Annotated in this window: 16 protein-coding genes and 1 riboswitch; of the genes, 7 read left to right on the forward strand and 9 right to left on the reverse strand. The window is 74.3% G+C overall.

Annotated features, from left to right (window positions below; all coding sequences use genetic code 11):
* Window positions 1-109: 109 nt before the first annotated feature.
* Both AC3IX6_RS07255 and AC3IX6_RS07260 read right to left on the reverse strand, forming a co-directional pair.
* Window positions 110-2,314: a VMAP-C domain-containing protein gene (locus tag AC3IX6_RS07255; RefSeq protein WP_489369415.1), complete on the reverse strand. Its 2,205-nt coding sequence runs from the start codon at window positions 2,312-2,314 to the stop codon at window positions 110-112.
* Window positions 2,311-3,582: a hypothetical protein gene (locus tag AC3IX6_RS07260; protein ID WP_489369416.1), complete on the reverse strand. Its 1,272-nt coding sequence runs from the start codon at window positions 3,580-3,582 to the stop codon at window positions 2,311-2,313. The genes AC3IX6_RS07255 and AC3IX6_RS07260 overlap by 4 nt, the downstream gene beginning before the upstream one ends.
* 230 nt (window positions 3,583-3,812) lie before the next feature.
* On the opposite strand from AC3IX6_RS07260, the gene AC3IX6_RS07265 reads away from it, so the two are divergent.
* A complete protein-coding gene (locus tag AC3IX6_RS07265; protein WP_489369417.1) occupies window positions 3,813-6,140 on the forward strand; it encodes an immune inhibitor A domain-containing protein in 2,328 nt (775 codons plus the stop codon).
* A gap of 117 nt (window positions 6,141-6,257) precedes the next feature.
* Here AC3IX6_RS07265 and AC3IX6_RS07270 read toward each other — a convergent pair whose 3' ends face one another.
* The 4 genes from AC3IX6_RS07270 to AC3IX6_RS07285 all read right to left on the reverse strand — a co-directional run bounded on the left by AC3IX6_RS07270 (window position 6,258) and on the right by AC3IX6_RS07285 (window position 11,139).
* Entirely contained in the window at window positions 6,258-7,790 is a 1,533-nt protein-coding gene (locus AC3IX6_RS07270; protein WP_489369418.1) for an FAD-dependent oxidoreductase, read from the reverse strand.
* Between the two features lie 107 nt (window positions 7,791-7,897).
* The gene (locus AC3IX6_RS07275; protein WP_489369419.1) at window positions 7,898-9,499 is read right to left on the reverse strand and encodes an esterase/lipase family protein; all 1,602 of its coding nucleotides are present in this window, start codon (window positions 9,497-9,499) and stop codon (window positions 7,898-7,900) included.
* 72 nt (window positions 9,500-9,571) lie between these two features.
* Entirely contained in the window at window positions 9,572-10,531 is a 960-nt protein-coding gene (locus AC3IX6_RS07280; protein ID WP_489369420.1) for an oxidoreductase, read from the reverse strand.
* 161 nt (window positions 10,532-10,692) lie between these two features.
* The gene (locus tag AC3IX6_RS07285; RefSeq protein WP_489369421.1) at window positions 10,693-11,139 is read right to left on the reverse strand and encodes a hypothetical protein; all 447 of its coding nucleotides are present in this window, start codon (window positions 11,137-11,139) and stop codon (window positions 10,693-10,695) included.
* Window positions 11,140-11,227: 88 nt separating this feature from the next.
* Here AC3IX6_RS07285 and AC3IX6_RS07290 point away from each other — a divergent pair, with 88 nt between their 5' ends.
* From AC3IX6_RS07290 to AC3IX6_RS07310, 5 genes are all read left to right on the forward strand, one after another.
* Window positions 11,228-12,052 (forward strand): hypothetical protein, encoded by an 825-nt coding sequence (locus AC3IX6_RS07290; RefSeq protein WP_489369422.1) that lies wholly within the window; start codon window positions 11,228-11,230, stop codon window positions 12,050-12,052.
* Between the two features lie 107 nt (window positions 12,053-12,159).
* The gene (gene cbiE / locus AC3IX6_RS07295; protein WP_489369423.1) at window positions 12,160-13,476 is read left to right on the forward strand and encodes a precorrin-6y C5,15-methyltransferase (decarboxylating) subunit CbiE; all 1,317 of its coding nucleotides are present in this window, start codon (window positions 12,160-12,162) and stop codon (window positions 13,474-13,476) included.
* Window positions 13,473-14,222: a precorrin-4 C(11)-methyltransferase gene (gene cobM, locus AC3IX6_RS07300; RefSeq protein ID WP_489369424.1), complete on the forward strand. Its 750-nt coding sequence runs from the start codon at window positions 13,473-13,475 to the stop codon at window positions 14,220-14,222. The genes cbiE and cobM overlap by 4 nt, the downstream gene beginning before the upstream one ends.
* Window positions 14,212-15,021, forward strand: a complete 810-nt coding sequence (locus AC3IX6_RS07305; protein ID WP_489369425.1) for a cobalt-precorrin-6A reductase — start codon at window positions 14,212-14,214, stop codon at window positions 15,019-15,021. The genes cobM and AC3IX6_RS07305 overlap by 11 nt, the downstream gene beginning before the upstream one ends.
* A 116-nt stretch (window positions 15,022-15,137) precedes the next feature.
* Window positions 15,138-15,494, forward strand: a complete 357-nt coding sequence (locus AC3IX6_RS07310) for a hypothetical protein (RefSeq protein WP_489369426.1) — start codon at window positions 15,138-15,140, stop codon at window positions 15,492-15,494.
* A 79-nt stretch (window positions 15,495-15,573) separates the two neighbouring features.
* Here the strand turns inward: AC3IX6_RS07310 and AC3IX6_RS07315 are convergent, their stop codons facing one another.
* From AC3IX6_RS07315 to AC3IX6_RS07325, 3 genes are read right to left on the reverse strand one after another with little or no spacing between them, the layout of a single operon-like run.
* Window positions 15,574-17,061, reverse strand: coding sequence for a precorrin-2 C(20)-methyltransferase (locus AC3IX6_RS07315; RefSeq protein ID WP_489369427.1), 1,488 nt, complete (start codon window positions 17,059-17,061; stop codon window positions 15,574-15,576).
* The gene (locus tag AC3IX6_RS07320) at window positions 17,058-17,705 is read right to left on the reverse strand and encodes a precorrin-8X methylmutase (protein WP_243338785.1); all 648 of its coding nucleotides are present in this window, start codon (window positions 17,703-17,705) and stop codon (window positions 17,058-17,060) included. Before AC3IX6_RS07320 ends, AC3IX6_RS07315 begins: the two co-directional genes overlap by 4 nt.
* Entirely contained in the window at window positions 17,702-19,090 is a 1,389-nt protein-coding gene (locus tag AC3IX6_RS07325; RefSeq protein WP_489369428.1) for a cobalamin biosynthesis protein CobG, read from the reverse strand. Before AC3IX6_RS07325 ends, AC3IX6_RS07320 begins: the two co-directional genes overlap by 4 nt.
* Window positions 19,091-19,437: 347 nt before the next feature.
* Window positions 19,438-19,541, forward strand: a riboswitch (cobalamin riboswitch).
* 53 nt (window positions 19,542-19,594) lie between these two features.
* Here AC3IX6_RS07325 and cobN point away from each other — a divergent pair.
* Window positions 19,595-23,212 carry a cobaltochelatase subunit CobN gene (gene cobN, locus AC3IX6_RS07330; protein ID WP_489369429.1) on the forward strand — a complete coding sequence of 1,206 codons (3,618 nt, stop codon included), beginning with the start codon at window positions 19,595-19,597 and terminating at the stop codon, window positions 23,210-23,212.
* Window positions 23,213-23,226: the final 14 nt, after the last annotated feature.

Genomic DNA, 23,226 nt, shown 5'->3' on the forward strand with positions numbered 1-23,226 from the left:
ATCCACCCCGGCGTCGGATACGGAGTCCGCTCCCGGGTCGGGTCCGGGATCCACCCCGGCGTCGGGTACGGGATCGGAGTCGCCTTCGGCGTCGGCATCGGCATCGGGTTCAAGCCAGGGACCGGAGGATGAGGGTGTCGTCGGGATCGTCCCACAAGAGGACCAACCGGTCTCCCCCCGGCGGCAGTCGGCGATCGCCGCCGGGGGCGCCCGTGCCCGCGACGGCCGCCGCCCGGCGCACCGCGCGCACGCGGGCGGGCAGCGCGAGCACGTCGAGCGCGCCGGGGTCGGGCGGCCGCCCGTCCTCGCCGGGCGGCGCCAGCAGGTCGAGCAGACCTCCCGCTGCCCCCTCCGCACCGGCACCGCCCGCCCCGGCGTACGCGAAGCCGCCCGGATCCGTCTGCGCCGCCCCCGGCTCTCCGGCCCGCCCGGAGCCGGCCGGCGCGGGCCGGGCCCGGTCCGCACCCACCCGGTCCTCCCCCGCCGGAGCGGGGCCGCGGTGCCAGAGGGCCACCGGGACACCGCCCTCGAGCACCGCCTCCACCACCGCCGAGGTCCGCGCCCCGGCCCGGGTGTGGGCCAGTACGCACGCGGGCGCCGCCCCCGCACCCAGTTCCATGCCGAGTCCGTCGTCCGCGTCGGCGTCGGCCACCACCCGGACCGCGTCCGGGTGCCGGCCGCCCTGGGCCCACAGCCAGCGCCATTTGCCGCGCCATTCGGCGCCGGTGTCCTCGCGTTCCTGGGGGCAGCGCACCACCACCTGGTAGACCACCCCCAGGGGCCGGGTCCGCCCGCCCGGCCCGCGCGGGACCTGCCACTGGTCGAAGTCGAGGTCGAGGAGCTCGTACGGCACGTGGAACTCGATCCGCTCCACCGCACCGGACAGCCGCCCGGCCTCCGCGTCGGCGCCCCACGCCTTCGCCACCGCCCCGAGGTGCCGCACGAGTGCGTCCCGTACCGCGTCCAGCCGGACCGGCTCCCCCTCCGATTCCCAGATGTGCTCGGTCGCCTCCCGGCGCAGCCACATCCGGGCGCGGAAGCCGTCCTCTCCGCCCGGCGGGGTCTCCAGCCGTACGTGCAGCGCCGTCTTGCGCGCGGGCGGGGGCGGGGGCGGCAGCGCGGGCAGGCCGAGGCGTTCGCGGGTGGCGCGCACCCAGTCGCGCACCCGGGCCGCCCACCGCTCGTCGCCCGCCGCGCCCTGCTCGGCGAGGAACCGTACGAAGGGCACCGCGAGCGGCATCCCGCCCGGCCCGCCGTGCCGTTCGTCGAGGTCCTGGGCCACCTCCAGCAGGCTGTCGCCGGGCAGCCCGCCCCGGGCGGGGGCAGCGCAGCCGGCGGCCTTGAACGCCCAGAGGTACGCCTCGTAGGCGCAGCGCGGCAGGTCGCGGTCCCCGAAGAGCTCGCCGAGCCCGTCCCAGGCGCTCTGGTCGAGGCGGCCCGCGCGCGGCGGCGCCAGCCCGGGGACGTCGTCGTCGAGGAAGGAGGAGGCGTCCCAGTTGCGGTCCACGACGAACTGCGGGAGCTGCCAGCCCTCGCCGCGTTCGCGCAGGCCCAGGAAGGTCCGGTGGATGGAGCGGGCGGTGTCTGCGAGCCCGGAGACGGCCTCGCGCACCGGGCGTTCGCCGAGTTCGGCGAGGAGCTCCTCGGTGAAGCGGCCGGCGCCGCGTTCGGCGTCGTTCTTCGCGGCCTCGCCCTCGCGGGAGGCGTACAGCCGGAACTGGCGCCGCCCCGGGACGGTGGCGCCGCCGCCGTAATCGTTGGCCCCGAAGTTCCAGCGGGCCTCGCGGGGTGCGTCGACCCGGCAGGCGTCCACCAGGACGGCCTGGTGGCGGAAGACCTCGCGCTTGACGAGGCTGGTGCGCCACCAGCGCAGCGCGGAGTCGAGGTTGAGGTGGAGGATCTGGCCGGTCCGGGCGTCCGCGGAGGGCAGCATCAGGTCGCCGCGGTGCGGTTCGGTGTAGCCGTGCCCGGCCCAGAAGATCACGAGCAAATCACCGTCGCACGCCGGGAGTTCGTTGAAGAGCACCGCTTTCGTGTTGGCCTCGGTCGCCGGGCGGTGCGTGCCGCGCAGGGCTTCCAGACCGGCGGACGCCGACCAGTCGAGGGAGTCCGGATCGTCGAGCGGGGACAGCAACAGCCGTACGTGGCCCGGCGGTACCCCGCCGGGTCCGGTGAGCCAGCGGGCGAAGCGCAGGGCGTCGCGGGCCGGGCCGCGCAGGTTCCAGTGGCGGCTGATCTCGTACTTCTCGACCCCGGCGACGAGCGCGAAGGTGCGCGGCCCCAGCTCGGAGGGCAGGGCGTCCAGGGGGTTCACCCGATCTCCGCTTCGGCCACCGCCCGTTCGATGTGTGCGTAGAGGGAGTCCTGTTTCCAGTAGGCGCTGTGGCAGGCCGGGAAGGGCTGGCGGCTGCCGATCTCCTGGTCGCTGACGCGCGGGTCGCCCGGGAAGACGGGCTCGGCGAGGTACGAGAGCACGTCCTGGCGGTCGTAGACGTTGAGCCAGCGCGGGAAGGCGTACGGGAGCTTGGTGCCCGGAACGATCCCGGCCAGGGCGCCGAGTTCGTAGAGGAAGGGGGCCTGCGAGCCGACGGTGACGAGCAGTTCGACCCCGGGCACCGGTTCGCCGCGGGCGGCCGCGAGGGCGAGGAGGTCCACCAGGGCGATGCCGCCGAGGCTGTGGCCGATGAGCACGGTCGGCCCGGGCTCGGCGGTGATCCGGTCGAGCAGGAAGGCGCGGAGGTCGGCGCCGCGGGCCTGGTAGCGCAGGATGTCGCCGAGGGCGGGGGTGGCCCCGACGGTGAGGGAGCCGCGCCAGGCGTTGAGCAGCGGCTGGGTGGTGACGCGCATCGCGAGCCGGCCGAGGACGGCGGCGGCGCGGGCGCCGGGCACTCGGGCGTCGCCGCCGAGGCGGGCGGTGATCAGCTCGACGAGGCGGTCGCGTTCGGTTCCGGTGCAGTCGGCCTCGGCTCCGGCCGAGGCGAGGGCGGCGGCGGTGACCGCGCGGGCCAGGGCCTTGGCCAGCTCCCGGGCCTGTGTTTCACCGGCTGCCCGGTCCCCCGCGCGGGCGGCCTCGGCGGAGCGGGAGACGCTCTCCAGGGCGGCGGGGAATCCGGCGGCGAGTCCGGTGCCGAGCAGCAGCGCGGCCTGTTCTCCGCCGTCGGCGACCCCACGGACCCCGGCGAGCAGCTCCAGCACGCGGTCGCCTGCGGACTGCACGCCGGGCATGGCGAAATAGTCCCCGCCAGGATCGTCGGGATCGCCGGGATCGCCATCGGACCGGCCGCCGGCTCCGGTGTCCCAGCCGGCTTCCGCCAGGACCCGCAGTTCACAGAGCGGGTCGGCGAGCAGCAGCCCCCACTCGGCGATCTCCTCCTCGTCCGGGCCGGGGACCGTACCGGGGGCGCTCAGTCCGGGCACCGAACGCCCGTCTGCGCTGAGGGTGGCCCCGTACCGCTCCCCCCAGAAGCAGGAGTCGACGCTCGCTCCGGGGAACCGGGCGGTCAGCCGGTCCCGGACCAGGGCGAAGAGCAGGTCGTGCCGCTCGCGCCGCACGCCCGTGCCGTGCACAAACAGAAATCGCATCGCGGTTCCGCCCCCTCGCACCGTCGTCCCCGCTCGGCACGATAGCGCCGCACGGCGAACGGGGCCCTCGGAACGTCGAGTTCGGAGGGGGCGGGGCGCCCGCCCGGGCGGGCTCGGGCAGGCACCCGCCGTTCCCCTGTCCCACACCTATCAATCACCTGTCACATGTGAAATATTACTCCCGCTCCGGCCAACCCGGCCGACCGGAACCTCTCGAAAGGTCAGCTACGTTGCGCAGACTCGCTGCGGTGGGTGCGGCGATATCACTCGCCCTCCTCGCCGCCCCCGCGCTCGCCGCCACCGCACCCCCGACCCCGGCGCCGGCGCCCGCCGGGCAGCAGCAGCCCGATCAGGCCGCCCCGCCGCCCGCACCCCTGGAGCTCCAGCGCCAGGCCCTGCGCCGCCAGGCCCTCGAAGAGGTGGCCGCGGGCCGCCCCGGCGGCCTGCGGGCCGGGGCCGACGGCAGGCTGCCGCGCCAGGCCAAGATCGGCAAGCGGTACGTCGAACTGGCCCAGGAGCGCAAGGACAAGGTCTTCGTGATCCTCGCCGAGTTCGGCGACCAGGTCGACAACACCACGGAGTTCGAGGGCAAGCCGCGCTTCGGCGGCACCCCGGGCCCGGCCCACAACACGATCGGCAAGCCGGCCGCGGACGACAACCACACCCTGTGGCGCAAGGACTTCGACCGGTCCTTCTACGAGAAGCAGTTCTTCTCCACCGACCCGCAGTCGGCTTCCCTGCGCGCCTACTACCGGCTCCAGTCATCCGGCCGGTACGACATGGACGGCATGGTGACCGACTGGGTCAAACTCCCCTGGAACGAAGCACGTTACGGCACCGACAACTGCTCCGAGTCCGGCCAGTGCCGGACCAACTGGGACATGATCCGGGACGCCACGGAGTCCTGGTACGCCTCCGAGCGCGCGAAGGGCCGTACGCCCGAGCAGATCAAGGCGCAGCTCGCCGAGTACGACGTGTGGGACCGCTACGACGCCGACCACGACGGCAACTTCGACGAGCCGGACGGCTACCTCGACCACCTCGTCGTCGTCCACGCGGGCAAGGACGGCACCTGGGGCGGCGGCACGCAGGGCAAGGACGCCGTGTGGGCACACCGCTGGTTCGCCTACTGGAACCAGGCCGGCAGCGCGGGCCCGGAGGGCAACAAGGCGGGCGGCACCCCGGTCGGCGACACCGGCATCTGGGCCGGGGACTACCTGACCGGCGGGGAGAACAGCGGCGCGGGCCTCTTCGCGCACGAGTTCGGCCACGATCTGGGCCTGCCGGACCTGTACAGCTCGGACGGGGACAACAGCGTCAACTTCTGGTCCCTGATGTCCTCGGCGTCCTACCTGGGCAGGGGCCGCAACTCCACCGGCGAGTTCCCGGGCGACCTCGACCCGTGGAGCAAGCTGCAGCTGGGCTGGCTCCGGTACACGGAGGCCGACGCGGGCCGCACGACGCGGGCGACGCTCGGGGTGTCCGGCTACAACACCGAGGACCCGCAGGCCATGCTGGTGCACCTGCCGCCGTCCGCGACCACGACCGAGCTGGTCGACCCGTACGAGGGCGCCAGCCAGTGGTGGAGCGGTACGGGTGACTTCATGGACAACACCCTGTCGCGCACCGTCGACCTCACGGGGCTCGCGGCCGGGACACCGGCCCGGCTGGACGCCCGCGTCTGGTACGACATCGAGCAGGACTTCGACTACCTGACGGTGGAGGCCTCCACGGACGGCGGAGCCGCCTGGACGGCACTGCCGGGCACGGTGGACGGCGCGCCGATCGGGACGAAGGGTGTCTCCGGCACCTCGGCCGGCTGGACGCAGCTCTCGGTCCCGCTGACCCAATTCGCGGGCACTTCCGTCCAGTTGAGACTGCGCGTCACCTCCGACAGCAACACCCACGGCAAGGGCGTCACCTTCGACGACATCCGCGTCACGGCGGGCGACGACGGCCGGGTGCTGCTGCGCGACGGGGCGGAGCAGGGCGCCAACGGCTGGACGGCGGTCAAGTGGTCCCGTACGGAGGGCCGTACGGGCAGCGAGCAGCACCCGCGGGCGTACTTCGTGGAGAACCGCCGCTACACCGGCTACGGCCGCCAGCTGCGGACCGGGCCGTACAACTTCGGCTTCACGGGCGACAAGGTGGAGTTCTACCCGTACCAGCAGGGCGTGCTGATCTGGCTCTGGGACACGGCGTACAGCGACAACACCACCAAGGCGCACCCCGGCGGCGGCATGCTGCTGCCCGTCGACTCCCGTCCGGATCCGCTGACCCACGCGGACGGCACGCTGCTCAACGCACGGGCGCAGACCTTCGACGCGCCCTTCTCGCTCGGGAGGAGCGACCGGATCGTCCTGCACAAGGCGGGCGTCCCGACCGTGATCCCGGCCCGGAGCGGCGTACCGGTCTTCGACGACCGCCACGGCACGTACTGGAACGCGGGGCTGCCGCAGCTCGGAGTCAAGGTGCCGGACACCGGGACCCGGCTCACGGTGGTGAAGGAGGCCGCGGGCGGGGCCCTGACGACGGTGCAGCTCAGCCCGTCGAAGTGACCCGCCGAAGGTGAACGGGGGGAGGGCCGGCGGACACCGCCGCTCAGTGGCGCACCAGACAGAACGGGTGCCCCGCCGGATCGGCGTGGCCCCGCCGGCCCTCCCCCGCCCCACCCCCTAAGCGCTGCTGCGTGCCTCCCGTTCCGCGGGCGGGCCGTGGTGCGGCGGGTAGGCGGTGGTTTCCGGGGTGTCCGGGAGCCGCGGCTTGGACAGGACGCGGACCATCGTGACGGGGTCCAGGAGGGTGCCCGGCGGGCGGGTCAGCGACAGCACCCCGAAGAAGCGGGCGGCGATCACCGGGTCGGAGTTGGCTCCCGCCATCACCCGGGCCATGTAGCGCTGCAGGATCCGCGTGGCCCGGTCCGGCGGGGGGCCTTCCGTGACCGCGTAGCGCATGTCCTCGCTGGTGGCGATCTGCCAGGGCACCGCGGCCACCGTGCTGGTCCGGCGCTGGATGCGGCGGGAGGCCGCGGCGATCCGCTCCGGGTCCAGGGTGCGGATCTCCTTGGCCAGGGCCTCCGCGGCGAGCGCGGCGACCGTCATCCCGTGCCCGTACACCGGGTTGAAGCGGCAGATGGCGTCGCCGAGGACCAGAAAGCCGGCCGGCCAGCGCTCCAGGCGTTCGTAATGCCGCCATTCGTTCGCCGTATTGCGGAAGGCGGTCGGCGCGGACAGCGGGACCGCGTCCCGGATGGCGTCGTACAGGGCCGGACTGCGCAGGCTCCGCGCGAACGGCAGGAACTCCTCCTCCCGCACGGGCGGGGCGTGTTCGCCGTTGCCGACGAGGGTCACCAGCCAGCGGTTCCCGTCCAGCGGCATCAGCACGCCGCCGCGCGGAAGGTCCGGCCGGCCCTGCACGTACACGCCCTGCCAGCTCCGGGACGGATCCTCCGGCATCTCGAAGTAGCGGCTGGAGTAGCCGAGATGGGAGTCGTAGCGGGTGACCGCCGGCGCCGCGTGGCCGATCTCCGTGAGCCAGGCGGGGGCCTTCGAGGTGCGGCCGGTCGCATCGACGACGAGGCGTGCGGCCAGCCGCTCACCGTCGCGCAGCCGCACACCGGTCACCGTGCGGCCGTCCGGCCCGGCCACGAGTCCGGCGGCCGTCGCACCGCCCCGGATCCGCACGCGGGGGTTGCGCAGGACCTCCGCGCGCACCGTCCGGTCGAGCAGTTCCCGGCTCGCGAGCAGGACCCTGGCCCCCGGCACCGGCCCGAACCAGTCGGCCGGGCTCAGCCAGAGGAAATCGCGCGGCGATTCGACGAGGACCGCCCCCGCGGCCAGCAGCTTGCCGGTGGTGCCCGGCAGCATCCGCTCGATCAGCTCCACGCCCCGCGCCCACAGGACGTGCGTGTGCCGGGACTGGGGTATTCCGGGCCTGAACACCGGCTCGCCGTGCGGTAGTTCGTCCCGTTCGAGCACGGTGACCCGGGAGAACCGCATCGCGAGCACCCGCGCGGCCAGCAGTCCGGCCATGCCCGCGCCGAGGACCACGGCATGGTCCCCGGCGCGGCCCTCGGCATGATCCCCGGCGTGGTTCTCGGCATGATCCCCGGCGTGGTTCTCGGCGTGCTCCCCGGCTCGGCCCTCGGCGTGCGGTCCGGCCTGCGGGCCGGTGGTACGTAGGTGGTTGTCCGTCGCGTCGTCGTCCATGCCGCCGAGTGTGACTGCCGACGGGGCGCCCTGGTCAGGGCCCGGACGGGGCGCCCGGAGGCTCGACGGGGGCGGACGGGCTCATACCGGGGCGCGCCCCCGCCGGGTCAGGGGCAGAGGGCGGTCCAGGTGACCTTCACGAGCCCTCCGTCGTCCCCGCGGAACTCGCTCGTACGGGTGCCCGGCCGGTCGGTGTACGGATCCCAGGCCACCGTGCCCCGGGCGACCAGGTCATCGGCCGAGGAGGCGTCGTAGTCCCAGAGGAAGACGCCGATCTCGAACGGGCCGGGGCCGTACGTGGCCCCCGAGCCGACGCGCTGGTAGAAGTACGGGTCCGGGTTGCTGCGGTTGCCCTGGTTGGGGAAGGTCGACGGGGCGGAGCCGGAGCGCGACCACACGGCGGTGCGCGCACCGTCGCCGGTCCGGACCGCGATGTCCCCGTAGAGCGCGGGGCGGGTCGTGCCGTCGTCGAAGTAGGTCAACTCCGCCTGGTCCACCCGGACCCGGCAGGCGGGAACGCCCTGCACCGGGGTGACGGTGTAGGTGACGGAGGCTACGCCGCCGTCCACACCGGCCATCTCGGCGGTGAACCGGCCGAAGCCGAGCGCCGGGTCCCAGTGGACGCGGCCGGCGGCCATCACGTCGTCGTTGTTCCCGGCGCTGTAGTCGGCGTCGGTGAGGTAGGCGGTGACGGTCGCCCGGCCGCTGAAGACCTGGCTCCGGGAGGAGTCGTCGAGTCCGAACCAGGGGTCGTGGTCGGGGAAGGCGGTGGCGCCGGACCGGTCGCGGCGCCAGAGGGAGCGGGCCGTCCCGTCGGTGGTCAGGGTGAGGCCGTCGTAGAGCTCGGGCCCGCTCTCGCCACCGGAGGTGAAACGGGCCGAGTCGACGGTGATCCGGAACGGCCCCGTCTTCAGCTCCACTTCGCTCACCGGGTCCTTGGAGAACTCGGCGACGATCTGCCGGCGCACCCAGTCGTTGCCGAGCAGCCCGTAGTGCGAGGGGCAGCCGCTGTCTCCCACCGGCAGGACGTGGTTCACGGCCCCCGCCAGCTCGGTGGAGCGCGGGGCGCGGCTGTCGCCGGGCGGGATCTGCTGGTCGCAGGTGGAGCTGATGGTGGTGTAGCGGGTGGCGCCCGGGGTTTCGTCGCCCGCGTTGAGGGAGTTCAGGAAGGGGCTGCCCGGGGTCATGTCCGCGAGCGAGGCCGCGTGGATGTCGCAGAAGGTCGCGAAGGGTCCGCAGGGTGCGGCGTCCCCCGCCCCGTGGTTGGGCCCGCCGAGCGAGATCCAGGCGCGGACCCGGGAACTCCCGCCGTCCTTCAGGTACTTGCGGGTCAGCAGCGAGCCCATGCTGTGAGCGACCACATCGACGGGCCGGCTGCCGAACCGCTCGGTGAGGAAAGCACCGAAACGGGCGGCGTTGGAGTCGTTGGTGGCGGCCCAGTCGTAGCCGAATTCGGCGAGGTCGCTGGAGAGCCACCCCTGGTCGTGCAGATGGTCCTCCAGCCCGTCGAGGGAGGCCGCGGTGTCCCCGAAACCGTGGACGAGCACGACCGGCGTACGCCGCTGCGCACGGGCGGCGTCCTCCGCGGAGTCCGCGGCCCGTGCCGTCGGGGCGGTGAGCAGGGTGGCGACGAGCGCCGCGGCGAGGGCCGCGGCCAGGGCGACGAGCATCGGGAACAACAGGGGCACGGGCAGGGCGGATCTGCGCATGGCTCTCCCAGGGGGATGCTTCCACTCGACAGCCTGAAGTGACTGGCGAGTAGCAAGTTAGCCCCCGGGGATTCAGCGCGAAAGAGACGCGTACGAGACTCCGGTGAGCTTTTCGGAGGCACCCCAGAGACGTTCGCCGGACTTGTCGTCCAGGGTCCATTTCGCCCGCCAGGAGCGGTGCGGTGCGCCCCGGATGCTGAACCGCGGCCCGATGAACTCGTCCGGCCGGACCCCGGGGGCGGTGGCCGCGTACAGGGTGGGCAGCGCGCCGGAGGCCGCGGGCTGGGCGATGACCCCGTTGCCGATGACGACGCCGAGGCCGTTGGCGGCGACCGCGAGCCGCGAGGTCAGCGTGGTGCCCGCCTGCGGGGCCGCGGCGACGTGCAGGTTCGTGGCGGAGTAGCCGGGGTGGGCGGCGGCCGCGACGATCCCGGATCCGGCGCTCGCGAGGCGCCGGGCGAGCTCGTGGGTGAAGAGCAGGTTCGCGGTCTTGGAACGGCCGTAGGCGATCCAACGCCGGTAGCTCCGCTCACCGTTGAGGTCCTCGTGGTCCACGTCTCCGAGGGCGTGGAAGCCGCTGGAGACATTGACGATCCGGGCGCCGGGCGGGGCGTCGCGGAGCCGGGGCAGCAGCAGGCCGGTGAGGGCGAAGTGCCCGAGGTGGTTGACCCCGAACTGCGTCTCGAACCCGTCGGCGGTCCGGCCGTACGGCAGCGCCATCACACCGGCGTTGTTGACGAGCAGATCAAGGGCGCCGTCCCGCCGCCGCCCGTACGCGGCCGCGAACTCCCGTACGGAGGCCAGATCGGCCAGGTCCAGTGCCATGAACTCCACGTCGGCGCCGGGCACTTCGCCCCGCAACGCGAGTTCGGCGGCCCGGCCCCGCGCCGCGCTCCGGCAGGCGAGCACCACCGCCGCGCCGCGGCGGGCGAGTTCCCTGGCGGCGGCGTAGCCGATCCCGCTGTTGCCCCCGGTGACTACGGCCGCCCGTCCGCTCTGATCCGGAATCCGGCTCGCCTTCCAGCCCGCCATGGCCACGCCTCCCCTCCCGGCGGCCCCACGGCCCACCGGCCCCCGCACCCTACTCCCGGCCTCCCGTCCACCCGGGCCGGGTCCGCCAAGAGCCGCCAGGTGCCGTCAGGCCGTCAGGCCGTCAGGTACCGCCGGGGGCCGCCGGGTAACGCCAGGAGCCGTCAGTGGCCGAGCACGAGGCCCGTGACCGCCAGCACGCCCGCCAGGAGGGATCCGAGGGCGAACAGCTTCGCTTGCCTCACGCCGCCCTCGCGATACCTGCGCTCCTTGCGGACGTTCGACATCGTCCCCATGACCACGATCTTCGTCTTCTGCGGGTGGTGGACCAGGGGGTAGGAGTCGCCGACCACGTGCGCGGGTCCGAAGTTCGCGCCCGCCCTGTGTACGGCGGACCGGCCGTCCGGGGTCCTGAACTCGTACGCGACGTGCGCGAAGCCGAGCTTGCCGAACGGCACCAGCTCCACCAGGCGGGCCTGCGTCTCGATGCCGGACTCGGCCAGTTCCTTCATCTCCTTCGCCGCACCCCCCTCCCCTTTCATGCCCATCAGCCCGAATATGCAGCCCGGCAGGGAGGCGAGCGCGAAGCAGACGAGCACGACAGTCACCATGCCCACAACCTACGACACCGGGAGGCCGCACTGAAACCCCCACAAACCCCCTTCACCATCAGGGTCTTGGCGCCTTACGATCACGCGCATGTCGATCACTTCGCCCCTACCCGTCCTCCGCGGCGACAAGGGCACCGAACTCCGTTGCGCGGGCGAGCAGCTCCTGCTGCGCCGCCCGGACGACGAGGTGCGCATCCCCCTCGCCGCGATCGCTCTGGTCCGGGCCGAACGGCGTGACGTGGCCGTCGAGTTGACGGCGCCGGCGGGAACCGAGCCGACCGCGTACCGGGTCGAGGGCGTCAGCGCGGTCGCCGCCACCGTCTTCGCGGACGCGGTGAACGCCACGCTGCCCGAGCGCGCCTCGGGTGAAGAGGCGCTCGACGGCGCCGCACTCGTCGTCACGCGCGGCTTCGGGAACGCCGACGAAGAGGAAGAAGAACGGGGGCCGGCCGGGCTCAGGCGGGCTGGGTTCGCCACCGCGGTCGCGGTCGCGCTGCTCGCCGCAGCCGTGGGGTTCGCCGGCGAGGACGCGGGCCGCGCGATCGCGACCCTGCTGCTCGGGGAAGTCGGCGTCGGGCTCGCCTTCTACGCCGCCCCCGTCATTCCGGATCTGTGGAGCCTGTGGTACTTGCCTCGCCACGGCATCACCGTGGAGGGGCGGCAGGTCTACCGGAACGGCGACACCACCAACGCGTACGTGGACACCGGCGGTGTGACCCGGTACGTCCGCGGCAACAACAGGGGCGGGCCCATCCGGGTCGCCTACCACCCGCGGAAGCCGGAGACCGCGGTCGTCTGCGTGGGGCCGGACGGCATGAGAAGCCGGCTGGGCGCCTTCTTGACCATCAGCGCCTCCGCTGCCCCCTTCCTCTACGGGACCTACCGCCTGGCCCTCCCCGCCTTGGGCGGCTGACGCACCCGAGCCGCCCCGCCCCGACCCCGGGGCCCGCCCGCCGGAGGCGCAGCGGGGGCCCAGTAGGCTGCGGGTCCACCCGCTTCCCGTACCCCGAGGTCCACCCAGTGAGCTCCGCACCGCCCCCCACACCCGTGTCGGTCGTCGGCCTCGGCGCCGACGGCTGGGACGGGCTCACCGCCCCCGCCCGGGCCGCGCTGGCCGGGGCCGAGGTGCTGATCGGCGGGCCCCGGCAGCTGGACCTGCTCCCGCCCGGGGAATGCGGCGGCGCCCGCGTGGCGTGGCCCAGCCCGCTGCGCCCGGCCGTGCCGAAGCTGATGGCCGAGCACGCGGGCCGCCGCATCGCGGTGCTGGCCAGCGGCGACCCGATGTTCTACGGGATCGGCCGCGCCCTGTCCGAGGAGCTCGGACCGGACGCCCTGCACGTCCTGCCGCACCCCTCCTCCGTGTCCTACGCCTGCGCCCGCCTCGGCTGGCCGGTGGAGGACACCGAGGTGGTCACGGTGGTCGGCCGTCCGGTGGCCCGGCTCGCGGCCGCGCTGTACGAGGGCCGCCGGGTGCTGGTGCTGAGCGCCGGAGCAGTGACCCCGAACGAGATCGCCGCTCTGCTTCGAGAGCGGGGCTTCGGCCCCAGCCGGATGCGCGTCCTGGAACAGCTCGGCTCGGAGCGCGAGGACACGTACGAGGGCCTCGCCCAGAGCTGGGAACACCCGCCCGGCGACCCTCTCAACGTCGTCGCCGTCGACTGCCGCCGCGACCCCCGCGCCGAGGCCCCGCGGCTCGGCTCGACCCCCGGCCTGCCCGACACCGCCTACGAGCACGACGGCCAGCTCACCAAGCGCCACGTCCGCGCCGCCACCCTGTGCGCCCTCGCCCCCGCCCCCGGCGAACTCCTGTGGGACATCGGCGGCGGCTCCGGCTCCATCGGCATCGAGTGGATGCGCACGCACCCCTCCTGCCGGGCGGTGACCGTGGAGCGGGTGACGGAGCGGGCCGCGCGGATCACCCGTAACGCGGCCGCGCTCGGCGTACCCGGCCTGCGCGTGGTCACCGGCTCCGCGCCCTGCGCGCTCGCCGGGCTGCCCTCCCCCGACGCCGTGTTCATCGGCGGCGGCCTGACCGCGCCGGGCCTGCTCGACGCGGCCTGGGAGGCGCTGGCCCCCGGCGGCCGGCTCGTGGTCAACACCGTCACCCTGGAGTCGGAGGCGGTCCTCGCCGACCGCTACCGCCGCCACGGCGGCGAACTGGTCAAGCTGGCCGTCGCGCACGCCGTACCGGTCGGCGGTTTCACGGGCTGGCGCCAGGCGATGCCCGTCACCCAGTGGACGGTCACCAAGCCGCACCCGTCCCACCCGCACCCCGCGCCCGACCAGACCGACCTGCCCGACCTGCCCGACCCCGAAATGGTGGATCAGACGACATGACCGTGTACTTCATCGGTGCGGGCCCCGGGGCCGCCGACCTGATCACGGTGCGCGGCGCCCGGACGCTGGCCGCCGCCCCCGTCTGCCTGTACGCGGGCAGCCTGGTCCCGCGCGAGCTGCTCGCCGAGTGCCCGCCGGACGCCCGTCTCATCGACACCGCGCAGCTGAACCTGGACGAGATCATCGCCGAGTGCGTACGCGCGCACGCGGCGGGCCAGGACGTGGCCCGGCTCCACTCCGGCGACCCGTCCGTCTTCAGCGCCGTCGCGGAGCAGATGCGGCGGCTCGACGCGGCCGGCATCCCGTACGAGGTCGTCCCCGGCGTCCCCGCCTTCGCCGCCGCGGCCGCCGCGCTGAAGCGGGAGCTGACCGTCCCCACCGTCGGCCAGACCGTGATCCTGACCCGGATCTCCCAGCAGGCCACGCCGATGCCGCCCGGCGAGGACCTCGCCACGCTGGGCCGCAGCGGGGCCCTGCTGGTGCTGCACCTGGCCACCCGCTACGTCGACCGGGTCGTCGACGAACTCCTGCCGCACTACGGGCCCGAGTGCCCGGCGGCGGTCGTCGCGATGGCCAGCCGGCCCGACGAACTGATCCTGCGCGGAACGCTGGCCGACATCGCCGCCCAGGTGAAGGAGGCCGGGCTGGTCCGCACGGCCGTCATCCTGGTGGGCCGCACCCTGGGCGCCGAGCAGTTCCGCGACAGTCACCTGTACTCCGCCGAGCGCGACCGGCATGCGTGTTGATCCGGGTGGCCGCGGCCCGCTTCCGCACGTCCTGATCCTCGGCGGAACCACCGAGGCCCGGCGCCTGGCGGAGTCGCTGACCGGCGCCTCAGACGCCCCCGGCACCCTCGACGCCTCCGCCGCCCCCGCCGCCCTGCGGGTCACCACCTCACTGGCCGGCCGGGTCGCCGATCCGGTGCTCCCGCCCGGCGAGACCCGGATCGGCGGCTTCGGCGGTCCGGACGGGCTGGCGGCCTGGATCGCCGCCCACGGGGTCACGCACCTGGTCGACGCCACGCACCCCTTCGCGGAGCGGATGAGCTTCAACGCGGCCGGGGCGGCCGCCCTTTCGGGCGTGCCGCTGCTCGCGCTGCGCCGCCCCGGCTGGTCCCCGGGCCCCGGGGACGACTGGCACTTCGCGGACTCCCTCACCGAGGCGGCCGCCCTGCTGCCGGGCCTCGGCACCCGGGTCTTCCTGACCACCGGCCGGATGGGCCTGCACAGCTTCGCGCACCTCACGGAGCCCTGGTTCCTGGTGCGTTCGGTGGATCCGCCGGCCGCGCCCGCGCCGCCGCGCCTCGAAGTCCTGCTCGCCCGCGGCCCGTTCACCCTCGCCGACGAGCGGGGGCTGCTGGCCCGCCACCGCATCGACCTCCTGGTCACCAAGGACAGCGGCGGCTCGGCCACCGCCCCCAAGCTCACTGCCGCCCGCGAGGCCGGTGTCCCGGTGCTCGTCGTCCGCCGCCCGCCGGTGCCGGAGGGCGTCCCGCAGACCGGCTCCGTGGACGAGGTGCGGACCTGGCTGTCCGGCCGAGCCTGAGGGGATGGGGCCCGCCACGCCGACGGATCGCGGAGGATCGATTCGCCGTTCGGAGCCCTCCTAGGGTCGTGCCCGCACCGCCCGACCCGCCCCCACGGAAAGGGATCCACTCCCTCATGAAGCTCCGCACCACCGCCGCAGCCGCCATGGCGGCCTTCGCCCTGATCCTGTCGCTGCCCGGTTCGGCCTCCGCCGCCGAAGGCTACTTCCACTACAAGTACGTCGACGCTTACGCGCAGGAGCAGCACGTGACCCTGCACGACCCGCACAGCGGCAAGTGCGTCAACCTCTACGCCGTCGGCGACGACGAGGTGCAGCCCGGCTACGGGCCGCACAACGACACGGACTCCGCCGTGGTCGTCTACACGGGAGCCAACTGCCAGGGCCCCGAGTGGAAGCTCCGCGCGCACGGCAACCCGGCGCGCGACGACCTCCTGGTCCGCTCCGTACGCTTCGCGGTCACCCCCGGCTAACGGCCGGAGCCCCTTGGAACCGGCCCCGCCGAGCACCTGCCCGGCGGGGCCGTCGGGCCCCAGTGGGGCTCGTACTGGATCAGCCGTACCGGCGCGGGGTCCAGGTCACACGCGACCCGTCGGGCCGCTCGGTCACCCGGGTCTGCGAGGAGCCGATCAGCAGGATCGTCCGCATGTCCACCTCGGACGGCTCCAGTTCGGCCAGCGTGACGATCCGTACCGACTGCTCCGGTCCGCCCACGTCGCGCGCGACGACCACCGGGGTCTGCGGTGCGCGCAGCTCCAGGAGCAGTTCGCGGGCCTGCGCCACCTGCCAGGTCCGGCTGCGCGAGCCCGGGTTGTACAGGGCCAGTACGAGATCCGCCGCGGCGGCCGCGCGCAGCCGCTCCGCGATGACCTCCCAGGGCTTGAGCCGGTCGGAGAGGGAGATGGTGGCGTAGTCGTGGCCGAGCGGGGCTCCGGCCGCGGCGGCCGCCGCGTTGGCGGCCGTGACCCCGGGCAGGACCCGTACGGGCACGTCCTCGTACCCGGGCTGCCCCGCGACCTCCAGGACGGCGGTGGCCATGGCGAAGACCCCGGGGTCGCCGCCGGAGACCACGGCCACCCGCTTGCCGCGCCGGGCGAGGTCGAGGGCGAACTCGGCGCGCTCCGACTCGACCTTGTTGTCCGAGCCGTGCCGGATCTGGCCCGGCTTGACCGGGACCCGGTCCAGGTACGTCGTGTACCCGACCAGCACCTCGGCGTCGGCCAGCACCCGCCGGGTCTCGGCGGTCAGCCACAGCGGTCCGGCCGGGCCGGTGCCGACCACGGCGACCTCGCCGGGACCGGACGGCACGCTGCCCGGGTTCCCGATCCGGCTGGGCAGCACGGCGACGGCGAAGTAGGGCACGGATTCGGGGTCGGTGTCCGCGAGGAGGCCCGTCCGCTCCCCCGCCATCGTCGCGCGCTCCACGTAGCGCGCCTCGGCGAGCCGGCCGCTGTTCTCCATGGCCCGCCGGATGGCGGGGAAGGTGCGGCCGAGCTTCATCACGACCGCCGAGTCGGTGGCGGCGAGGCGGGCCGTGAGCTCCTCCTCGGAGAGGGTGCCGGGCAGGATCGTCAGCACCTCCTCGCCCTCGACGAGCGGGGTCCCGAGCCGGGCGGCGGCGGCGCTCACCGAGGTCACCCCGGGGATCACCTCGGTCTCGTACCGGTCGGAGAGCCGCTTGTGCATGTGCATGTACGAGCTGTAGAAGAGCGGGTCGCCCTCCGCGAGCACGGCGACGGTCCGGCCGGCGTCCAGGTGGACGGCGAGCCGGGCGGCGGAGGCCTCGTAGAACTCCTCCATCGCGCCCTGGTAGCCGCCGGGGTGGTCGGTGGTCTCGGTGGTGACCGGGTAGACCAGCGGCTCCTCGATGTGGTCGTCGCGCAGGTGCTTCGCGGCGATGGAGCGGGCGATCGAGCGGCCGTGGCGGGCGGAGTGGTACGCGACCACGTCGGCCTGCGCGATCACCTCGACGGCGCGCAGCGTCATCAGCGAGGGGTCGCCGGGGCCGAGCCCCACTCCGTAAAGCCGTCCGGCGCTCATTCGGCCACGCTCGCGATGGCGTTGACGGCGGCCGCGGCCATGGCGCTGCCACCGCGCCGACCACGGACGATCAAGTGGTCGAGTGCCGAGGGGTGTTCGGCGAGGGCGTCCTTGGACTCGGCGGCGCCGATGAAGCCGACGGGGACCCCGATGACCGCGGCGGGGCGCGGGGCTCCCTCCTCGATCATCTCCAGCAGCCGGAAGAGCGCGGTCGGCGCGTTCCCGACCGCGATCACCGAACCTTCCAACAGGCCCCGGTCCCGCCAGACTTCGAGGGCGGCGGCGCTGCGCGTCGTGCCCATCTTCGCGGCGAGCTCCGGCACGGCCGGGTCGGACAGGGTGCAGATCACCTGGTTGTCGGCGGGCAGCCGCTTGCGGGTGACCCCGCTGGCGACCATCTGCACGTCGCACAGGATCGGCGCGCCGGCCTCCAGGGCGGCACGCGCCCGCAGGACGACCTCGGGCGAGTAGCCCAGGTCCCGGGTCAGGTCGGTCATCCCGCAGGCGTGAATCATGCGCACCGCGACCTGGGCGACCGAGGCGGGCAGCCCGGAAAGGTCCGCCTCGGCGCGGATCGTGGCAAAGGACTGGCGGTAGATCTCGGCGCCGTCCTTCTCGTACTCGAACACGGTGTACTCGCTCATTTCTTCACTGCGTCTTCGGACACTCGGGGTTGGCTGCGCGCGTCGGCGACGGCCTGGGCAAGTTCGTGGGACGGCACCGGGCGACCGTCGAGGCGGTACCCGCCGGGGGTGGCGACGAGGTCGATCCAGGCGGCGCCGCGCGGATGCCCGCACCGGCGCTCGCACCCGGACCAGTGCACGGGTGCGCCGCCGGGCCCGGTCGGCGCCGCACCGGCCGCACCGGCCGCACCGGCCGCGGCCACGACGGCCCGCGCGTCGGCGCGCACGTCGGACAGCGCCTTGGCGCAACCCGGCTGCCCGGTACAGGCGGTGACGGACTCCCAGGGGCCGTCGGGCGCGACGGACAGGCCGGCGGCCACGAGCTGCGCGTAGCCGTCGACGGGCCGCCGGGTGCTCGCGCGGGGCAGGACGATGCTCCGCCAGGGGGTGATCCGCAGCTCGCCGTCACCGGCGCTTCCGCCGCCGGTGCCGCTGCCGCCGTCGGCGTCCGTGGCTCCCCCTCCGCCGCCCGCGACCCGGACCAGTACCCGCCACTGCTCCGCGGTGAGCCGGCCGAGCGGGGGCAGGACGCACAGCGGCGTACGGTCACCGGTACCGGGGCCCCACGGCTTGGGCGGCGGGGCGTACGGCCAGGCCACCTCGGGAACGAGGTCCGCCGCGATGCCGGCCGCCCCGAGCCGTGCCGCGAACTCGACGGCCTCCAGGGCGTGTACGGCGGGCAGTTCGGACACCCGCCAGGCGCGGGTGCCGGCGGCGTCCGCGGAGTCGAGGAAGTACTCGGCCGCGAGCAGCGCCGCCCGGGGTGCGTCGGCGGGGTCCACCTCCACGGCGTCCCGGGCCGCGCCGAGCCGGACCAGCGCCCGGCCCCGCGGTGCGCCGAGCAGGGTGACATCGGGGTCGAGTGCGGCGACGTCCCCGCGCCCGTCGTCGATGGCGAACAGGAACCGTCCGGACAGGCCCGTCGCGCGGGTGCTCGCGCACAGCAGCCGGTCCAACTCCCCGACCCAGGGCGTCACATGGGGCCGCTCGGAGCCCAGGATCCCGGACAGCGGGGTCGCCACGACGTTCCGTACCCGCTCGTGGCCGGGGGCGGGCAGCAGTCCGGCCGCGTCCAGCAGCTCCGCCAGCCCCGCGCCGCAGCCTTCGGCGAGCCCGCGCAGCTGCACGTTCCCGCGCGAGGTGAGTTCCAGGTGCCCGTCCCCGAACCGGTCGGCGGCCAAGGCCAGCGCCGAGGCCTGCCGGGCGGTCAGCAGACCCCCGGGGATCCGGACCCGCGCCAGGTACCCGTCATCGGCGGCGTGCAGGCGCAGCGCGCCGGGGCAGGCGTCGCCGCGATCCCGTATGACGGGTTCGTCCCGCGCTGTGGCGGAGGGGGGCGTGGGCATGGCGGCGAGCATACCCACGATTCTGCGCCCACCCCCTGTGTCGATCACCACCCCGAACCAGCCACCCCGAACCGCACCCGATCCCACCCGACCCCCGCCCAATCCCACCCGGCCGGCGTTCGACACCCGACGCCCGCCCAATCCCACCCGGCCGGCGCTCGACACCCGACGCCCGCCCAATCCAGCCCCGCCGGCGTTTGAGGCGCGGGGCCCGGGGCAGAGCCCCGGCAGCGGCGCCGCACCCGACCGCACCGCCGGCACGGCACCGGCCCAACGCCCGGACCCGGCCCGAGACCCCCGCTCACCAGCCCCCTAAGATGAGTCCCAGGCGGCCAACAGGCCCGCCATCGCCGAGGACGGCGACATGGGAGGAAGCCCGGTGCGAATCCGGCGCGGTCCCGCCACTGTGAATCCGCGCGGCAGCGAGCCGCACCGGATGAGTCAGGAACTCCCGCCGTCCTCACTGCCCGGGGCGCGGAAACCCCGAGGAAGGCCTGCCGCCGCATGATCCTGCTGCTGTCGACGTCCGACACCGATCTGCTCAGCGCCCGCGCAGCGACCGCCGGGGACGCTCCCGTCCCGTACCGGTTCGCCAATCCCTCCCGCCTTCCCCTCGACGACCTCCCGGGTCTCCTCGACGGCGTCACCCTGGTCGTCGTACGCCTCCTCGGCGGCCTGCGCGCCTGGCAGGACGGCCTCGACCTGCTCCTGGCCCCCGGCCAGACCCGCCCGGTGGTCGTACTGACCGGCGAACAGGCCCCCGACGCACAGCTGATGGAAGCCTCGACCGTCCCGATCGGCATCGCTGCCGAGGCGCACGGCTACCTCGCCCACGGCGGCCCGGCCAACCTGGAGCAGCTCGCCCGCTTCCTCTCCGACACCGTGCTGCTCACCGGCCACGGTTTCGAGCCCCCGGCGGCCTCCCCCACGTGGGGCCCGCTGGAGCGCACCCCGCAGCGCACCGAAGGGCCCCGGATCGCGGTGCTCTACTACCGCGCGCACCAGATGAGCGGCAACACCGCCTTCGTGCACACGCTCTCCGAGGCGATCGAGGCCCACGGCGCCCAGGCGCTCCCCCTCTACGTCTCCTCCCTCCGCTCCCCGGAGCCGGAGCTCATCGAGCAGCTCGCGTCCGCCGACGCGATCGTGACCACGGTCCTCGCCGCGGGCGGCACGAAGCCCGCCACCGCCTCCGCGGGCGGTGACGACGAGTCCTGGGACGCCGGCGCCCTGGCCGCCCTCGGCGTGCCGATCCTGCAGGCCCTGTGCCTGACCGGTTCCCGGTCCGCCTGGGAGGAGAACGACGAGGGCCTGTCCCCCCTCGACGCCGCCACCCAGGTCGCCGTCCCGGAGTTCGACGGCCGCCTGATCACCGTCCCGTTCTCCTTCAAGGAGCTGGACGAGGACGGGCTGCCCGCCTACGTCGCCGACCCCGAGCGGGCCGCCCGCGTGGCCGGCATCGCCGTGCGGCACGCGCGCCTGCGCCACATCGAGCGCCGCGACAAGAAGATCGCCCTGGTCCTCTCCGCGTACCCCACCAAGCACTCCCGCATCGGCAACGCGGTCGGCCTGGACACCCCGGCCAGCGCCGTGGAGCTGCTGCGCACGCTCATCGCGGGCGGGTACGACTTCGGTCCCGTCGAGGACGTCCCGGGCCTGGTCTCCGGCGACGGCGACGAGCTGATCCGCGCCCTGATCGAGGCCGGCGGCCACGACCAGGACTGGCTCACCGAGGAGCAGCTCGCCCGCAACCCGGTCCGGATCCCGGCGGCCGACTACAAGCGCTGGTTCGCCGAGCTCCCGGCCGATCTGCGCGCGAGCGTGGAGCAGCACTGGGGCGAGGCCCCGGGCAACATGTTCGTGGACCGCTCCGCGAACCCCGAGGGCGACATCGTGCTGGCGGCCCTGCGCCGCGCCAACCTCCTCATCCTCATCCAGCCGCCGCGCGGCTTCGGTGAGAACCCGATCGCGATCTACCACGACCCGGACCTGCCGCCCTCGCACCACTACCTGGCCGCGTACCGCTGGATCCAGGCCCGGGCCGAGGACGGCGGTTTCGGCGCCGACGCGATGATCCACCTGGGCAAGCACGGCAACCTGGAGTGGCTGCCGGGCAAGAACGCCGGCCTCTCCGCGTCCTGCGCCCCCGACGCCGCGCTCGGCGACCTGCCCCTCATCTACCCGTTCCTGGTCAACGACCCGGGCGAGGGCACCCAGGCCAAGCGCCGGGTGCACGCCACCCTGGTCGACCACCTGGTGCCGCCGATGGCGCGCGCGGAGTCGTACGGCGACATCGCGCGCCTGGAGCAGCACCTCGACGAGTACGCCCAGATCTCCGCGATGGACCCGGCGAAGCTGCCGGCCATCCGCGCGCAGATCTGGACGCTGATCCAGGCCGCGAAGCTGGACCACGACCTGGGTCTGGAGCAGCGTCCCGACGACGACGGCTTCGACGACTTCCTGCTGCACGTCGACGGCTGGCTGTGCGAGATCAAGGACGCCCAGATCCGCGACGGTCTGCACGTCCTGGGCGGCGCCCCGACCGGCGACGCCCGCGTCAACCTGGTCCTCGCCATCCTGCGCGCCCGTCAGATCTGGGGCGGTACGACGGCCCTGCCGGGTCTGCGCGAAGCGCTCGGCCTCGACGAGTCCGCGGCCACCCGCACCACCGCCGACGAGGCGGAGGAGACGGCCCGCGCGCTGGTCCAGGCGATGGAGGACGCGAACTGGGCGCCGGAGGCGGTGGCTTCCGTGGCCGCCGGTCATTCGGCGGAGGTGGCGGCCGTACTGGACTTCGCGGCCCGCGAGGTCGTCCCGCGCCTGGCCGGCACCACCGACGAGATCACCCACGTGGTCAGCGCCCTGGACGGCGCGTTCGTCCCGGCGGGCCCCTCCGGTTCCCCGCTGCGCGGTCTGGTCAACGTGCTGCCGACCGGCCGCAACTTCTACTCGGTGGACCCGAAGGCCGTCCCCTCGCGCCTCGCGTGGGAGACCGGCCAGGCCCTGGCCGATTCCCTCCTGACCCGCTACCGCACGGACAACGGCGAATGGCCCGCCTCCGTCGGCCTGTCCCTGTGGGGCACGAGCGCGATGCGCACCTCGGGCGACGACGTGGCCGAGGCCATGGCGCTGCTCGGCGTCCGCCCGGTCTGGGACGAGGCCTCGCGCCGCGTCACCGGCCTGGAGCCGATCCCGCTCGCGGAGCTCGGCCGGCCGCGCATCGACGTGACCCTGCGCATCTCGGGCTTCTTCCGCGACGCGTTCCCGCACGTCATCGGCCTGCTGGACGACGCGGTGCGGCTGGCGGCCTCGCTGGAGGAGCCCGCGGAGGACAACTTCGTACGGGCCCACGCGCAGGCCGACCTGGCCGTGCACGGGGACGAGCGGCGGGCCACCACCCGCATCTTCGGCTCGCGCCCGGGCACGTACGGCGCGGGCATCCTGCAGCTGATCGACTCCCGCGACTGGCGCACCGACGCCGACCTCGCGGAGGTCTACACGGTGTGGGGCGGGTACGCGTACGGCCGGGGCCTCGAAGGGCGCGCGGCGCGCGAGGAGATGGAGACCGCCTACAAGCGGATCACGGTCGCGGCGAAGAACACCGACACCCGTGAGCACGACATCGCCGACTCCGACGACTACTTCCAGTACCACGGCGGCATGGTGGCCACCGTCCGCGCCCTGCGCGGCACGGCCCCCGAGGCGTACATCGGGGACTCGACCCGGCCCGAGACGGTCAAGACGCGCACGCTGGTCGAGGAGACCTCGCGGGTCTTCCGGGCCCGCGTCGTGAACCCGAAGTGGATCGAGGCGATGCGCCGCCACGGTTACAAGGGGGCCTTCGAGCTCGCCGCCACCGTCGACTACCTCTTCGGCTACGACGCCACGACCGGCGTGGTCGCCGACTGGATGTACGACAAGCTGACCGAGACGTACGTCCTGGACCCGGAGAACCGCGCCTTCCTGGAGGAGGCCAACCCCTGGGCCCTGCACGGGATCGCGGAGCGGCTGCTGGAGGCCGAGTCCCGCGGCATGTGGGAGAAGCCGGACCCGCAGGTGCTGGAGGCGCTGCGCCAGGTGTACCTGGACACGGAGGGCAACCTCGAAGGCGAAAGCGACTAACCGGGCACCGGCTG

The organism is Streptomyces sp. GL_141 (assembly GCF_057834385.1).

Coding starts and splice junctions, on each gene's coding strand:
- AC3IX6_RS07260 (WP_489369416.1), bottom strand. CDS start 3,582: ATGCGATTTCTGTTTGTGCACGGCACGGGCGTGCGGCGCGAGCGGCAC.
- AC3IX6_RS07270 (WP_489369418.1), bottom strand. CDS start 7,790: ATGGACGACGACGCGACGGACAACCACCTACGTACCACCGGCCCGCAG.
- AC3IX6_RS07275 (WP_489369419.1), bottom strand. CDS start 9,499: ATGCGCAGATCCGCCCTGCCCGTGCCCCTGTTGTTCCCGATGCTCGTC.
- AC3IX6_RS07280 (WP_489369420.1), bottom strand. CDS start 10,531: ATGGCGGGCTGGAAGGCGAGCCGGATTCCGGATCAGAGCGGACGGGCG.
- AC3IX6_RS07285 (WP_489369421.1), bottom strand. CDS start 11,139: ATGGTGACTGTCGTGCTCGTCTGCTTCGCGCTCGCCTCCCTGCCGGGC.
- AC3IX6_RS07290 (WP_489369422.1), top strand. CDS start 11,228: ATGTCGATCACTTCGCCCCTACCCGTCCTCCGCGGCGACAAGGGCACC.
- cobM (WP_489369424.1), top strand. CDS start 13,473: ATGACCGTGTACTTCATCGGTGCGGGCCCCGGGGCCGCCGACCTGATC.
- AC3IX6_RS07305 (WP_489369425.1), top strand. CDS start 14,212: ATGCGTGTTGATCCGGGTGGCCGCGGCCCGCTTCCGCACGTCCTGATC.
- AC3IX6_RS07310 (WP_489369426.1), top strand. CDS start 15,138: ATGAAGCTCCGCACCACCGCCGCAGCCGCCATGGCGGCCTTCGCCCTG.
- AC3IX6_RS07315 (WP_489369427.1), bottom strand. CDS start 17,061: ATGAGCGCCGGACGGCTTTACGGAGTGGGGCTCGGCCCCGGCGACCCC.
- AC3IX6_RS07320 (WP_243338785.1), bottom strand. CDS start 17,705: ATGAGCGAGTACACCGTGTTCGAGTACGAGAAGGACGGCGCCGAGATC.
- AC3IX6_RS07325 (WP_489369428.1), bottom strand. CDS start 19,090: ATGCCCACGCCCCCCTCCGCCACAGCGCGGGACGAACCCGTCATACGG.
- cobN (WP_489369429.1), top strand. CDS start 19,595: ATGATCCTGCTGCTGTCGACGTCCGACACCGATCTGCTCAGCGCCCGC.